3 protein-coding genes are annotated in these 17,626 nt (G+C 41.3%); all 3 read right to left on the minus strand.

What is annotated here, in order from left to right:
• Positions 1–2 precede the first annotated feature (2 nt).
• A complete protein-coding gene (locus tag ACFWV9_RS06285; RefSeq protein ID WP_411894392.1) occupies positions 3–8,171 on the minus strand; it encodes a M36 family metallopeptidase in 8,169 nt (2,722 codons plus the stop codon).
• A 510-nt stretch (positions 8,172–8,681) separates the two neighbouring features.
• Positions 8,682–8,888 carry a PID-CTERM protein-sorting domain-containing protein gene (locus ACFWV9_RS06290; RefSeq protein ID WP_411894393.1) on the minus strand — a complete coding sequence of 69 codons (207 nt, stop codon included), beginning with the start codon at positions 8,886–8,888 and terminating at the stop codon, positions 8,682–8,684.
• A 13-nt stretch (positions 8,889–8,901) separates the two neighbouring features.
• A partial coding sequence (locus ACFWV9_RS06295) for a BspA family leucine-rich repeat surface protein (RefSeq protein ID WP_411894394.1) occupies positions 8,902–17,626 on the minus strand: 8,725 nt, incomplete at its 5' end.

Here is a 17,626-nt window from a genome sequence, read left to right on the forward strand (position 1 = left end):
TATTAATTAATGATCAATTTCTTGGTTATCGTTCTGCCCTGTGAGCTTAATTCCACAAAATAAGTACCCAAGCTAAACTTGGAAACCTCTTCTATACTCATCCTGTTTCCACCTGCTATTCCGGTTTCGTGATATAATCTCGTACCTATTACATTATAGATAGATACTTCTAAATCATCCATACCTAAAGGAATATCCAAGTAGACCTTACCAATATTTGAAGGGTTAGGGTACATCAAAATACTATCTATATCATAATCGTTAACAGATAATGCCTCTCCTGCAAATACTATCTTAAATCTATTACCTGCAATTGAAGCAGCGTCACCAGAATCTACAGAATAGGTGTAGTTAACAGATCCGTTTTGAGGGATCTCTGTTAACGTATCGGTAAAGATGTCATAAAGGAATGCCGTTGCACCCTCCATTACTATACCTTCTGCCACAATCGTGTAGTCTGTACTTCTGTACGTGTTAATCTCAAGCTGGATCTCTTCTGCATCCACTGGAGCTGCCCTGTTCTCAATACTCAACAACACACCGTTATTATTGGTCGCCATGTTCTCATCGAGGTTAGTGATATTTAATGCATCGTACATGTCAACACCATTATTACCTTCAGTATCAAAAAGTATTAATACGCCATCTGCGGCATTACCGTTATTGGCCAGCGCACTATTCTCGTATAATGACAGACGCATTTGTCCAACACTTGTGACATCGCTAGAGCCTCTAAACACTACAGTTTCAGGTACACCGTTGCTCTTACTATTTTGATCGAATGTTAACGAAGACGGTCCTGCACCTGCAGTATACACCCATCCTGCCTGACCAGCCTGAAGGTATTGATTCGCATCGGTATCAGCAGAAGATGCAACACCTGTTTCAGCAATAATTGCTGTATAGGCACCACGTTCTCCTAATGTAGGATCCCAAACCCAATAGAATACTGGATCAATATTAACCGCACTTACGGTAATTACCTCGTACATATCAATCTGAGATTGGAATGGGTTACCAGCCGCAATAAAGCGCTGTTCTGGTACATCTACCATAATTGTTTTAGAACCTTCGTTCTCTGCAGTTAGCTCACCTGTAGCCTTCAACGTTGTTATAGAAGGCGTAGCGTTATTATCGCCAAGATCCGTATTTCTATCACCTCTCACCAAGATATGATACATGGTACCAGGGTATAAATTAGTGGCATTTGTATTCTCTACTTCAAGGTAGTTATACACATCATTATCAAATATATACATCGATGGATTACCTGTCAGCGTCTCATCAAAACCATCCGTATTACCAGCCGGTCCTGTAATATGTGTATCCATTTGCCAGTTCTCCGAAATCGGTCCGGATGTTGTTACCGCAGGGCTCAACTGTCTGTAAGCTCTCTTGGCCGGAATAAAGCGTTCTACGGTGAAATCACCGATGAACATACCAGTACCAGTACCTATATAGGCGGTACCCGTTTCATCAGACTCAAAGGTAGAGTTACCATCATTCATAACCGTACCATCATTGGTAACTACCACATTAGGATTTACAGTTAAGGATGCTTTGCTGTCAACAAATACGGTTGAACATGGGTCTATATAAAGATCTTGACCTAACATTAGTATTGGATAGTTTGGCATACCTAATGGTATGGTGACATCGCTATTGCTCAGCAATAATCCTGGAGCACTTTGGTTCATCCAGTTATCCGGGTTCTCCCAGTCTGTATTCACTGCTCCAGTCCAATCGTATGTATCGTTTTCTGCAGGGCAACCTGTTTCTTCACCAATACTAAATGTAGCCGTAGTTTCTGAAGTATTACCACAAGCATCTGTTGCTGTAAAGGTTACAGTAGTTTCTCCACCACATTCGTCATTGAATGATACACAAGAAACCGCTTCAATAACAACATTACCTAAAGAACCTGGTTCCAGACCTGCTCCTCCTAATCCGTATGTTGAGAATCCATATTGGATATTAACAGCGCCTGGCTGAGACATATTATACTCTACAGTGAACGGCCCTTCGCTTAATGGAACAGAGATAAGTTCTAACAAACCAAATCCACCATCAAATAACTTGATCCAAGCAGTAGCTCCATAACCATCTGTTAGCGTATTGCTAGTTACATTTCCACTAAATGTAAAGGATTGACTTGCAAGCGCGTTATCTGCCGCAACAAACACATTTGTTTCAACATTTACATCATCTCCTGATGTATAGTTAGGTTGAATCGTAACCTGATTGCCTGGGCCAACATTTGCTGGTGGACCATCAAATCCGCAACAATAGCTATCATCTAAGAAGAATAAATTATCAAATGATCCCCACGCAGCATTACCGTCTACTGTAAACGCATTTTCAGAACACGCGTTATTACTCCAAGTAACACCATTGTCATCACTAGCTTCGGCACCACCATTATTGTCAAGCCATGCCATAAACAATTCTTCAGCAGAAGGTGCTGCACAATTCGCAACTATATCAGTTGGATTTGATCCATTGCCTTGCGCTACAACATTACCTTGAGAGTCAGTAATCTCCCAAGATGCTTCTCCACTAAACGCTCCGACTTGATATTCCGTAGTGATAACATCATCAGTCATTACTGAGAAGGGTATAGGATCGTACTCCCCTGGTATAGGATCGTTCCCAGTATTGAACAGATCTGTTAATGTTAAATCGTCTAATACGACTTCACCATTTACAAGAACATCTAAAATATCACCTTGCCATCCATCGTTTAACGAATCAAATAACTGAATATAATACATACAAGAATCACTGCTTCCTTCACTTGGACAATCTACCATTTCATTTTGCGCTTCCATTGTAATCGCTGGACCTTCAGCATCATCAGCACATGGATTCTCGCAAGTTAAGCTTAAATCAAAAGTTCCAGTTGCTGTATTAAATCCATGGACTAAGACTAAGTATTCTACACCTGCTACAGTATCAATGGTTAGTTCGGATGTGAAACCTGCACATCCTGCACCATCATCATTGCCATCAACACAACTTAAGCCATCACATGTACCTTCAAATACACTTATCTTGGTGTCATAGGATGCCGTGTCGCAAGTACTTAAAGTAGCTGTACCGTCAATACCTATAAAACTGTACCAAACACCAGGAGCTGTATTAGATGCTCCACAGAAAGGAGCTTCGTCAAACGTAGCATCAACTGTAGTACCGCTTACTGTACTACCACATTCTATGGCAATCGCATCACCACAAAGGTCATTGGCTGGCGCATTAGATTCAAGTAATCCTATTTCATCAGTTGCTGAATTTGAACACCCTGTTACAGGATCCATATACGTATAAGTAACTGTAACCTGACCACCATCTAAGAATGCGGTATCAAAACTAAAGGTTTCACCATTACCATCATCAGTTACACCAATACCAGAATACATACCTCCTACCGGTGAACCACCACCTAGTGTTACTACTCCAGTATTTACTTCTTGATCTGTTAGACCCGTAAGGGTTACTGTTGGTAAATCATTAACTACTATAGTAATTTGTGCAGAACCAGGACATGTTGGTCCATTACCATCACACTCTGGTGCAGTAAATGTACCGATAGGCATCATACTTGCACCATCATTGGATGTCTGTCCATTCCAAACATCAAGGCCTGCATAGCTCCAATTTGATTCTACCCATGTTGTTCCATCTGGTCCCGTAGAACTGTTTCTGTAGGCCCAACTATTGGTATAATCCCATGATTGACCATCACTATTTACATCTATTTCTCCATAGGTGTCAATAACCTCGCCATTACCGAATAATTCTATAGCGTCATCGCCGTTAACATTAACAGCACCAGTAACATAGTCAGGGTCAAATCCAAACCATGTCATAAAATCTGCTTCATTAGCGGCTACGTAGATGTAAGTACCCGCAACAATGACATCGTTAGGGAAGGTAAATTCTTCACCGTCACTGCCTCCACCATTGTTGGCAGAACCTACGCCATAACTACTTAAATCTTGTATGTCTTGCAGTGCAAATAACTCAACACCCTTTGGTTGACCACCACTTAAAGTTCCATCAAAAACTCCTGTAATCATTAAATAAGGACAGTCTGGATTACCCACACCAACTCCACGATCTAATAATGTACCGTTTTCACCTTCTTCATATGTATAGGTAATAACATGGTCTCCAACTCCTGCTAGTATTGGGTTAAACATGCCGTCTTCATCTACACCTGGACCATCCCATGATCCTCCTTCTGGAGAAGCTCCTAATTGTACTATCTGACCATCAATACACAATGGTTCAACTGGTTCTATAGATACCTCTGTTGCTGGATTCACAGTTAAGACTGCAATATCACTAGTCACCGAACAATCATCACTCGTGTCATTTGGTGTACCATTATCACTAGTTACAATAACGCGGTATTCGTTTCCATTAGCAACTAAATCAATACCGTTAAAAAGGAAGTTTGAGACTGTTCTTGTTGTATCAAAAAATTCACCAATACCTTGGAACTTAAGTTGCCAAAGGTAACTTAATGTACCCGTTCCACTTGCTTCAACAAAAATACTACCTTCACCACCTTGACATAAAGTAATATCTTGTGGTTGCGTATCTATGGATACCACACAAGGTTCTACGATCACAGCATCAACAACAACTTCATCTGAAGCTGAGTTCATACAACCTGTGTCAGGATCAGAATACATATAGGTTAATACGTGAGTGCCTAAACCAGCGGCTGCTGGATCAAAGCTATAGGTCATGCCATTGCCATCGTCTGTTACTCCAGGTCCTGAGTAAACACCACCCAATGGTGTACCTCCACCAAGGCCTGCTTGCACACCTGCATCAATAAACAAGTCACCTAACGCTGTAAAGTTTACCGTTGGTAAAGGATTAACCTCTGCCATTACTTCCACTAAATTGCTTGAGCAACCTGTTCCCCCTACTTCTTGAACATAAAATGACGTGGTTTGAGTTAAAACTCCTGTCGTGAAACTCGTTCCTGTTTCTACCAATGAAGTTCCGGTGTCATCACTATACCAATTTAGCGTACCACCTGTTCCTATTGCCGTTAGAGTGGCTGTCTCACCTGAACAAATTATATCATTGGTTCCTGTTGGATCATCGATTGGTGGATTGGTAGATACCACGGTAACTGTCGCTTCACAAGTAGCAATTCCTCCCATACCGTCATCTGCGGTTACTGTAACTGTATTAGCACCAATATCAGCACATGTAAAGGCTGTTTGGCTTAAAGTAATGGTTACTGGGTTGTCACAATTATCAGGTAAACCTCCTCCATTTGGGATAAAACCCACGTAATCATTTGTTGCAGTCCAATCGGTACTATTTCTTCCCGTGACCGGTTCTCCGGCAGTGCCATCTTCATTTTCAATCCCTTGAGTTCTTGTACCTCCATCTGATGTTATACTTGATGAATGAATTTCTATCAAGTTACTAGTTTCATAAAGCATTACCTGAGTATCCATAGTCAAAGATGTAGATCCAAAATGAAAAATATTATCATATTCGACAACTAAAGTCCGCATCGGTGCGGTACCAATTACTTTATAATGAATGGTCCCACCTGTTACAGGATTTAAGTCATCCCAAGCCACAGCAATAATGTTATTAGGAAGGCTAGCAGTTGGTATTGGGTCATTACTGAAGTCTGCAATATCGTCATCTTCAAAAGATAAATATCCATTTGAAGCCACATAAACTGTTGTATATTCATTACCATAAAAACTAAACGGAAATGAAATTGGAATGCCAGCTCCACCGTCATCACTTAAAGTAAGAACCGTTGTTCCAGTACTCATATCTGCAGGTGCAAAAGTTCCTGAGCTGTCAACCGTATACCCTAAACTGCCATCGGAAGGCGGTAGATTATCAACCACATCGGTTTCGTTCAAAGTAGCGTCACCATTCGCATCCAAGGTTAATGAAACATCTTGACAAATAAGTTCTGGAATACCACTAGTTACCATTATGTCTGCCATGACAATATTTAAACAAGGATCTGTATATGTTATAGTGTGAGTACCAACACCAGCTGTTTCTGCATCAAAAGAGAAGGTCGTACCATTACCTGCATCGGTAACAAAAGGACCACTATATACGCCTCCAATAAGAATTCCACCACTAATTCCTGTAACGATACCTTCTGCGATACATATACTCGATCTGCTTGGTACAATAGAACCTGGCATATCGTAAGCTTCAACACCATCTATTCTGCTGAATGATGAGCCTTGATCCGCACTAAAACCTAAACCCCGTTTAGCAAAGGCTGTCCAAATTAAACATTGATTTGCGCCTCCATACAATTCTAGATCTGCGGCTAATATGGCATCACGACCATCCACAAACCCAGGGTTTGGTGGTGTTAGTTTTAATCCTTCAGTTACTAATGCTATCGCTTTATTATTTCCTCCTGTACCATTATATAAATCTGCATCAAAACCGTCACGTGCTATAAGTGCCTGCGCCATTTCATATAACATAGAAGCCCAGATAAATCCTATTCCATGAGGTGATGAGACGGTTCCAGTATCGGCAACATCTGCATAGGTGAACGGATTCGTTGTCATGCTAGTACTATATGGCGCATTCCTAATACCAGGCCCTCCAGGTCCTTGATCGAATAAAAAAGTCCCTCCAGTACGATCACTCAAGAAATTCCCAGAATCCATGGTCAACATATATCCATAAAAGTCACTCCACCCTTCACCCATTTGTTCGGCATTGTTCAAAGCGTCAGCATCCGCTGGACCTCCGACCAATCTATTAGAAATACCATGTGCATACTCATGAACAACAACAAAGTTGTCATAATCACCATCATTGTGGCCAGCTGTTGCACCATTATCGCATATATACATTTGCATTCTAGGATTTGAACCATCTGGTGGCGTACCAAAATTGGCATTACATCTGTTAAACGCTGTAGGAGCGAGATCGGCTTCATCCTGAGCTTCAGCATTTACGCTATCGCCTCCAAGGCCTCCAGCGGTAACATTAGATTCCTGGAAATTGCCACTTGCTTCATCAAATCCATAATAATACATTATATCGTGTATAATATTGTTCCAATAAAAAAGATTGGTAACAGCAGCATCTTGCGACTGTAATGCTGCAAAATAATTTGGATCACCATTAGGTGCTGTTGAATCGAAAGGATAATCGAATATCAATCCTGGAGCAGATTCTGGAGTATGATCTGCAACCGATGCTGTATCGTCACCTAAACCGTCATCATATGCCGCTACGTTGTTACCTTTAGTATATGTATACATTGAAGTGCCGTCATTGTGCCATCCTAATGGCGATGCAATAAGGTCATATGGGTTTACTACTAATGTACGAGGTCCAAAATATGGACTCTCAAGTGGCAAAGAAAAAACATTATAACTTGATGGTGCTGCATAATTTTCAGTAGCTACTGAATAATTAGATACGCTAATATTTTTTGATGAGTCAATATTTTTTCCGTGAACAGCCTTAGCTTTATGCCCTTCTTCGCTATGATCTCCAGGTAAACCACAATTTACTGTCCAATTGTCCTTGTCGATAATTATTCCTGATGACGCGTCGACTCTAAAGTTCCACCAGTCGGGTGTATTTTTTTCCATAACTGAAAGTTCCCAAACCATACTGGAGCCATGTCCATCTCTAAAATAATACATTAACTTCACAGGAATATCTCTATTCGAAATTCCGGCCTTATTAAAAACTCCCTTTTGATTAGACCCTGTTGCATTTTCCAATCTTTGAAGATTGGATAGACTGTAACCCATTTGTTGCGCTACACTAGATATAGCTTGTGTAGCAGTGATACTTGCAGATGAATTCTTTAATGATGAACCAATATTTGCGACAAAATTTACATGAGCCATAATAGTCTGACCATTTGCGTTAGTATGTAAACTAGATTCCGTTCCAAAAACTTCTATCCCATTTATAGCCTGTCTAATATAGGTGTGTTTAATACCTGTCTTAGCATCTGTATATTCTGAAGTTATTACATATTCGTCATTATTGGCTGACTTAAGTAAATTTTCCAAATAAGTGGTAGAAGTAATCCTCAAATAATTTTCGTTTTCTTCTTTTTTAGTTTGAGAAAATGAATAGTAGACACAAAAAAGAAAAGACAATAGTAGAAATCTTAGTTTCATAATATGGCTGTTTTGGTTAATAACAAACCATAACCGCACACTTAAAATGTTGCAATAGATAAAAATAGGTAGATAGGGTAAAACGTAATAATGTTTACCTTAACCAAATAAAAATGAACCAATCAAAAGAATAGCATTGCTCTCTAAAGCCACCTATTACAATAAAAAAATAAAAGTGAAATGAGTAATTGTTGAATCAATTGGTAGTTGAATGTTGATTAATAGCATTTTAAAGCTAGTAAAATTATTCTTGCTTTTTTAGAGCGGTAACTTATTATTCGTTCAATTACCAATATATTGCTATGAACTGCTATTACAATACCAATATCGAAAATTGGTTTTTGATACAAGACAAAGAACCAAACGGATTAGGCAGTTCTCTACAAGCTTAACGAACACGTTTTGCCGAAGAATAATCTAATTTATAAACCCAAAGCAGAACAACAAGGCCTTTCCTAAGAAAAGCCTTGTTGTGGTGGTTGGTTGTTTAGATAAAAACTAAAATGCCTGTTACTGTCTCTTGTCGCGCAGTTTTTTAACACCATAGGCTGCCGCACCAATAACGAGTGCAATAAGACCGCCATCAAGCGGGACATCTTGCGTGTCCGTCTCTCCTCCCGGAGGGCCTTGGGCGTTTAGGTTTGTCGTTGCTACCAAGGCTAAAACAATAGCCAAGGTACCAATGAACTTTGATAATTTAATTCTAGAATTTTTCATTGTATCTGGATTTCTAATTAATAATCAACTTCTTCGTTATGGTTTTGCCTTGTGAGCTCAGCTCCACGAAATACGTACCTAGACTGAACAGCGTGCCTGTCTCTATCTCCAAGGTGCTTCCTCCCGTAAATCCTTTCTCGTGGTACAACCTTAGACCTAATGTGCTGTAGATCGTCACCTCAAGGTCGTCCATGCCTACCGGTACATCCAGGTAGAACTTGCCGATGTTCGTCGGGTTAGGGTACAGTTCTATCTGGCCTATATCGTAATCGTCTACCGAGAGTGCCTCACCTGCAAAGACCACACTGAACCGGTCTCCTTCAACCGATAGCGGATTGCCTTCGTCTACGCTGTAGCTATAGCTTACCTCGCCGGTCTGTGGGATCTCCGTATAGATACCCGTGAAGCTATCGTACAGATATGCCGTTGGGCCTTCCATGGCGATACCTTCTGACACTATCGTGTAGCTGGTACTTCTGTAGGTATTGGTCTCCAGTTGGATTACGTCTTCCTCTTGAGGTATCGCCCTGTTCTCGATACTGAGAAGCTCGCCATCGTTGCTGGTCGCAAAGTTCTCGTCAAGGTTGGTAATGTTGAGTGCATCAAAGGCATCCACGCCATTGTTGCCTACCGTGTCAAACAGAATGAGTATGCCGTCCGTTGCTCTTTCGCCGTTGGCCAGTGCACTGTTCTCATAGAGCGACAGGCGCAATTGACCTACGCTGGCAAGTCCGCTTCCGTTCCTGAAAATAGATGTCTCTGGTCCTGCCGTAAACTTGCTGTCCTGGGTAAAGGTTACCGAAGACGGTCCTGCGCCTGCCGTATATACCCAGCCTGCCTGTCCGGCCTGTAGGTACTGGTTGGCATCGGAATCGCCCGTAGAAGGTATACCTGCCGAGGCTACAACGGCCACATAGGCACCTCTAAACCCTAAGGTAGGATCCCAAACCCAATAGAAGACCGGTTCAATATTGGCGGTGCTCGTAGTAAGCAACGCATCCATATCAATCTGTGACTGGAACGGGTTGCCCACCGCCATAAAGCGCTGTTCCGGTACGTTCACTTCTATAGTCTTGGAACCTTGGTTCTCTGCCGTGAGTTCACCTGTGGCCTTCAAGGTCGTTATCGAAGGCGCGGCATTATTGTCGCCAAGGTCCGTATTCCTGTCACCTCTTATCAGGATATGGTACATCGTGCCAGGGAACAGATTGGTGGCATTGGTATTTTCAACTTCGAGGTAGCTGTACACATCGTTGTCGAAAATGTACATCGACGGGTTGCCCGTAAGCGTCACATCGAAGCCGTCCGTATTGCCTGCCGGACCCGTTATATGGGTATACTGTTGCCAGTTCTCGGATATCGGTGTACTGGTCGTTACCGGTGGGCTCAACTGGCGGTAGGCTCTCTTGGCAGGGATAAAACGTTCTGCAGTAAAGTCTCCTATGAACATACCTTCACCCGAACCTATATAAGCTGATCCTGTCTCATCAGACTCAAAGGTGGTGTTACCATCGTTGATAACAGTACCGTCGTTGGTAACTACCACGTTTGGATTTACCGTTAAGGATGCCTTGAGGTCAACAAATACCGTTGAGCATGGATCTATATAAAGATCCTGGCCTACCGTTAATACCGGATAGTTTGGCATGCCCAATGGTATGGTAACATCGCCACCTACTGACAATCCAGGTGCATTACTATTTTGCCAGTTACCTGGGTTTTCCCAGTCTGTGTTTAAAGCGCCTGTCCAAACAAAGGAAGTTGTATTTGTGAAACTCCAATAGTCGGTTCTAAAGTTTACATCAGCCCCCGAATTACTTATTACGGCCACAACAACTGTCAATATCGTTCCGTCCAAAGTTCCATTGCCGCCTGTAAGAAAGGAATTGTCATCAAAAAATGCGGTTAAAGGAACGGATATCAGTTGCCAACCTCCACCACTGATAGCTCCAGGGCCAACTGGGCTTACCGCTAAATTATATTGAAATTCATCATCTGCATTACCATCATTATCGTCATCATCTTGAAGGTTTATTTCAAGGGTATAGTCTTGGCCTGGATCAGGGTTTATCCAAAAATCAAAAGATGTGGCTTGTGAAATATCTACAGTGTTGCTGCGACCGAAACCGCCAAAAAAGCCAGGTACACCTCCAGAACCCCATCCGGTTTCAAGGCTAAAAACATCACCATTAACAGGAGGGAGATCTCCAGTGTTAACACCTATACCACCTCCACCAACACTTCCTGAAAAAGAGAACCAACCGTTGGCAAAAGGATCACCATGTTCCATGTCGTCAAAAACTAATGGCGGTGTGTTGCCAAAGCCATAATTTATCGTAAAGCTACATTCGTTATTGACATTACCACAGGCATCAATAACTTCTATCGCATATGTGGCTGTACCACTACATGCATCTCCAGTTATAACTGGGTCTAATACATTAAGTTCTGATAAACCACCGCAATTATCCGCGTAGAATTGAAATAGCAATAGAGATATGCCTTGATCATCTTGTTGCGTCAACAATGCAAACTCTATGTCATTAGCCGTTGGCAATTCTGCTTGTGATAGCACATCTGTAAAACCAAAATCAGCCGGTATAGGACAATCGTCAATTAAATTCGGTGGTGTTTCATCATTAACTGTAATGGTCTGTGTTTCCGTCGTAACATTACCAGCTATATCTGTAACCGTATATATATTTTCTATCGTATAATTATTTATACAATCACCTTGTACAATATTTTGGGTCAAATCAACCGTATTGATTTCACAATTATCTGTTATTTCAAATGATGGCCCCGGAAAGGATACATTTACGTTTCCTAATGCTATTTCCGCTTTTAGCGCATTGCCATAATTATTGCTCACAGAAATAGAAGGAATTGTAATGTTAGGATCTTCTCCACTCATATTCACGATAGCGTCTCCTGGTTGGTTATTTACAATAATTACTGCAACTGCCCCAGCATTTTGAGCGTTTAAAACTTTCGTAACAAAAGCACATGCGCCCCTATCTATAACGGCTATCTTACCTGACAAATCATTGATGATAGGCTCGCAAGCATCAGTTACTGAAGGGTTTGAAACACCGTCATCCACTAGAATTAAATCGCCAGAAATGGGAATTTCAAATAATGACGGTCCAAAGGTAACAGCATTACCGTAAATCGTCGTACTTTCTATAGGGTTAGTACTACTATTAACTTCTAATGGCGTAAGTGGAAGCTCATCTGGGCACTGCACAGTGAGATTTTCAAGACCCGTTATTTGTGGTGCTTCGGTATCGTTATCACAAGGATTGTCGTTGTCTAGTATTGTTGTCACTTGGGTTGACGTACCCAGCGTCGCGTTGCCTTGTACATTATAGATTACAACCGAGAAGGACTCGTCTGGCTCATCGATTACATCGTTGAGAATCACCACTGTGATCGTCTGTTCTGTCTCACCTATTGCGAAGATCAATGTGCCATCGTTGGGCGAGTAATCGTTAGCGCCTGTAGCTGTGCCATCTACTGTTGCAAAATCCACAGATACCTGTGTCGCTGAAACGGCCGACATCGTTACCGAATAGGTCGCGGTACCTGCATCTTCATCAACTATAGTTGGACCAATAATATTGATCTCTGGTATTGGCGCTGGTTCTGTGACTTCAACATCATCGTTGGCTGAAGCACTACAACTATTTAAATCAGTGTATGTATAGGAAATCGTATGTACTCCTATTCCTGCTGCAGCTGGATCAAAACTATAGGTCTGCCCGTTACCATCATCAATCACACCCAGTCCTGAGTATACACCACCCTCTGGTGTGCCTCCGCCTAAACCTAATTGTACACCTGCGTTAACTGGAAAGTCTGCTGGTGCTGTAAATGTTACGGATGGTAAATCGAATACTTCCAATGTGACCATAAGTCGTTCTGCACTCTCACATCCAGTTGTATCGTCCACTGAAGTAGCCCAGAATATGGATGAACCTATTCCTACTTGAGTAGGGTCCGTAATTTGGCTTCCACCGCTCTCTGCATCGTACCATACCAAGCTAGAACCCGCTGGTGGTGTCGCAATAGCTGTAATGGATTCTGCAATTTGAGCAATTGAATTACCTGTTCTTAACAACGTTACGGACTCTCCAGGTAGAATTGTGAGATCTAATAATGCACTATTGCCTCCACATACAAAGTAAGACCCAGAACCAGAAATATCATCTCTATAATTTATAAAAACATTGGTTGTAGAATTATTGGTTAATAATACCGACTGTCCATCTGGCAAATAAGAATATCCACCAATTGATACATTTGTACCAGTTGGTAGAATCCCGTCACATGCACCATCACCACCATCCCCTAAAGCAGATCCATTAGAATCAAAGGATAAATTACTACCTAATTCCATGGTTAAGTAGTTCAACCCTGGGTAATTTGGTATAGCGCTCGTACCATAGCTTCCTGACCAAATTTCATCATTACCATATGTAAAGTCATAATCAGCTACTAAAGTGTTTGCAGAACTATCTTCGCAAGCCACTTGAAGAGTTTCTCCTGTAGGTGTAGCTGGTAATGGATTGACGGTAACAGTCACTTCTGCCGTATTGGTACAGCCGTTATCAGCCGTTCCAGTAATTGTATAAGTAGTTGTTTCTGTTGGTGTAAATGCCTGACCATCCGTTACATTGTTATCCCAAGAATAGCTTACTGCGCCACCTCCTGTTAGGGTTACACTTTCTCCTTCGCAGATTTGTAAAGTGGATGCTGTAGCTGTAACAGTCGGTAATGGATTTTCAATGACCGTGAATTCATCAGATGTTGCACTACAGCCGTTACTGTCTGTCACAGTTACCGTATATGAACCTTCTGTTGCCGATATCGTCTGCGTGGTCTCTCCACCTGGCGACCATAGATACGATGCAAAACCTGCACCTGCATCTAGGATAACAGGACCTGCTGAAAGACAGTAATCTGTTGGCCCTGTGATAACAGGTTCTGGTAACGGATTAACGGTTACCGTAAGCGTTATTGCTTCACCACATTGGCTAGGATCGTCTGGTGTAAACACATAATCGGTATCACCAAGGATACTTGTATCTATGGTTGCTGGCAACCAATCTCCTGTTATACCATTATCAGACACTTTGGATAAGCTGTCGCCAAGGTCTCCTGAACAATAAGTTGTAGTAATACTGAATGCTGGTGTTTGTATAGGATTGACAGTTAAAGTGGCCACAGCACTGGTTACCGAGCAATCATCACTCATATCACCAGGTGTATTATTATCTGCTGTTACTATAACTCTATATTGATTCCCATTTCCACCAATAGCCATCATAACAAAGTTTAATCCTGAGGTAGCACTTGGTGCACCAAGGTCTACAAATCCTCCACCTAAACCATCATCTACCTGCCATTGATAGCTCAATGTACCGGTACCTGTGGCAACAAGATCAAAACTTAGGGAATCGCCATCGCAGATGGTTGCGTCTTCTGGTTGGTTATCTATAGACACCATACATGGATCTGCATCATCATTTAAAATGGTTCCTGTTGCTTCAGATACTAGTATTTCGGAACATTCGCTAGCATTTACAATGGTAACCGTGAAGGTTTCATCTGGTTCAAAATCAGTATCACCATTTACCTGGACATTTACAGGTTGGCTTATTTGGCCTGGCGAAAAATTTACAACCGTATTAGAGAAGCCAAAATAATCTATACCATCAGTTGCTGTAACGTCTGCAGTGGAAACCTCTACAAAAATGGTCTCCGTTGAAGGTCTATCAAGTAGTATTTCAAACTGTAAAATTGTAGTACCGCTATCCCCTTCTAAAATAGGTGCTATTGCCGTTATAATAACTTGTGGTTTTGGAGTTACCGTTACAGTTACTGCGACCAAATTAGACGAGCATGAATCACCATTTTCTTCTTCGACATAATAAGTCGTGTCTGATGTTAAGGCTGGTGTTGTAAAACTTGTACCAGTTGTAATCAAAGCTGTTCCCGTATCATCACTATACCAACTGGTTGTTCCACCACTATTAGTTGCCATAAGTGTTGTTGTATCTCCTGAACATACAGTAGTATTGCCTGAAATAACCGGATCAGGAATGTCGATAGGAATATTAAAGATTTCACCTGTTGTTGGATCACAACTATCTGTAGTACATGGATCGTCATCGTCTGGATCTATTGGTTCACCAACACAGTTACAGTCATTATCATATACATCATTAATTGTACAGGCGTTACCATCATCACATGCGTCTCCTGGTTGTGAGGCCAAAGGATCAAAATCAGCACAGTCGTCGCTATTAGGGACATATCCAGCTGGTTGACTACAAGCCATGATAGAATTATCAGGATCACCAAATCCGTCTCCATCGTTATCCAAATAATAGGTGTTTTGTGGAGCTAAACCACCATCTGTAATGGTCCAACCCAAACCTTCTAAAGTGGTTTTACCAGGCTCACCATCACAGTATTGGCTATTTCCTCCAGAGAAGATAATATTACTAGGAACTAAAGTTTCTCCAGGGTCTAAGGTGGCCCAGCCATTCAATAAGGCATCGTAATTAGCTTGGGAAAGGGTTACACCTTTGAACATGTCCGTGGCATTTGTCAGTGAAGAAATATCCCAAGCGCTTAAATCTTGATCAAATGCAGTTGCATTATCAAACATATTCCTCATATTAGATAAGGAGCTCAAATCCCAAGCTCCAATATCTTGATTAAACGAACTTGCATTACGAAACATTTCCCTCATATTTGTAACGTTAGAAACGTTCCAATTACTAATATCTTGGTTAAACGAACTTGCACCTTGGAACATTCCCAACATTGCAACTACATTTGAAACGTTCCAATTTCCTATATTCTGATTAAACGGTGAATTAAAAAACATATAAAACATGTTAGTCACATTAGAGACATTCCAATTACCAATATCTTGATTGAAATCACTATTTGCAAACATTCCTTCCATTAGTAAGGCACTTGATACATCCCAATTACCAATGTCTAGATTGAAGGGTGAATTTTTAAAAGTGCCACTAAAGTTGGTTACATTAGACACATCCCAATTATTTAATGGCTGATTATAAGATGAAACAAAAAATGTTTCAACCAAATTAGTAATGGTAGATACATTCCAGTGATTGATGTCTTGATTAAAATTTATACACCCCTTAAATGCAGTTTGTAAACTTGACACATTGCTTAAATCAGGTGCATCAGAAGCTAATACTTCTAAATTAGAACAACCCGAAAATGCAGACACCATGGATTGCCAAGCTATACCTCCCCATTGATCTACAGTAAGAATTTTTTCCCTATCACCAACAAAATTAAAGTAAATCCTCGGAAAATCTCCTGAGATGGATACCGTATGTATGCCTGGTGTAACATAAGTGTGTGTGGCATTACCCATAACACCTGTATCTGACATACCATCGCCCCAATCTACGGTGTAGTTATAACCACTACCCGCGGTGGGTATGGTAATACTCTCATTAGCTACTGTGGTTTGCCAGGTGGTGATGAAAGCACCAGGAATTAAAGCTTGTGTGCCAATTAATACAATATCATTACCATCGCCTCCTGTATAACTAATGGTCCCTGTAAAATCGCCAAAAGTAATTTCTGTACCCTCGGTAAGAGTATCAAACGTGCCACTTATGGCATCGGTGCCATCATTGTCTATTAAAACAATCTCGTCACCAACACCGTTGGCATAACCTCCAAGAAGATTTAAGCTTGTACCACTAGTAATTATTACTGTACCTGTAGCAACAACTTTGTCGTGTTCTGTTCCTGGTGTGGTACCGGTTACTTCAAACTCATTATTGCTATTATCAAGGGTCAAATTGCCCGTATTCAAAATACCTGGACTATTTCCTGCATTTAAGGTAGAACCTGGATTCATATTTACATCACCTATTATATTCCCATCACCACTCAATGAACTGCCACTATTAAAATTGGCCACTGTGTCTACCACAGTATTTACACCACTCGTATTAAAGTCTCCTTCAGCAACATTTAGGCTATTGATTTCTAAATCATCACTACCTGTAAGATTCACATTTAAATTAGATAGTGTCAATCCGTTGTTTGCACCAATCAAATCAAAAGAACTATCTATGGTTATATCATTATCTCCCTCTCCTCCATCTATAGTAAGTCCAGTGGTAATTTCACCAATAGGAATAGCAACAGTATTTTCGTCTTGTTGTGTAACCTCGTCTCCAGAGACATTAAATGCTGAATTTGAGTTACTAATTATAAGGTTTCCTCCACTTGAAGAGAGTGAAAAATTATCATCTGTAGTACCACAGCTATCGGCTATGTCCAAACCATTATTGTCTAATGTACCTTCAGGTAAAATTCCAAAATCGCTAACGATCCAATTAAACGTATTACGGAGTATTTGTATTCCATCAACACCATTACAGTATTGACTCTCTCCTCCGCCGAAGATAACGTTGGACTGAAGGGCCTGTGAAGACCAGCCCGTGAGTAGCGCATCGTAGTTCGCCGTAGAAAGCGCTATGCCCTCGAACATCTGCTCGGCGTCCGTTACCTGCGTTACGTCCCAGCCGCCAAGGTCCTGGTCGAACGCTGTGGCGCCCTTGAACATACGTGATGTGTCCGTCAACGCGCTCGTGGCCCAGCCACTTATATCACGGTTGAACATCAGGGCCGTGTCGAACATTCCTGCCATGTCGGTAACACTTGATACGTCC

The organism is Winogradskyella sp. A2, assembly GCF_046762865.1.
Lineage (GTDB): Bacteria > Bacteroidota > Bacteroidia > Flavobacteriales > Flavobacteriaceae > Winogradskyella.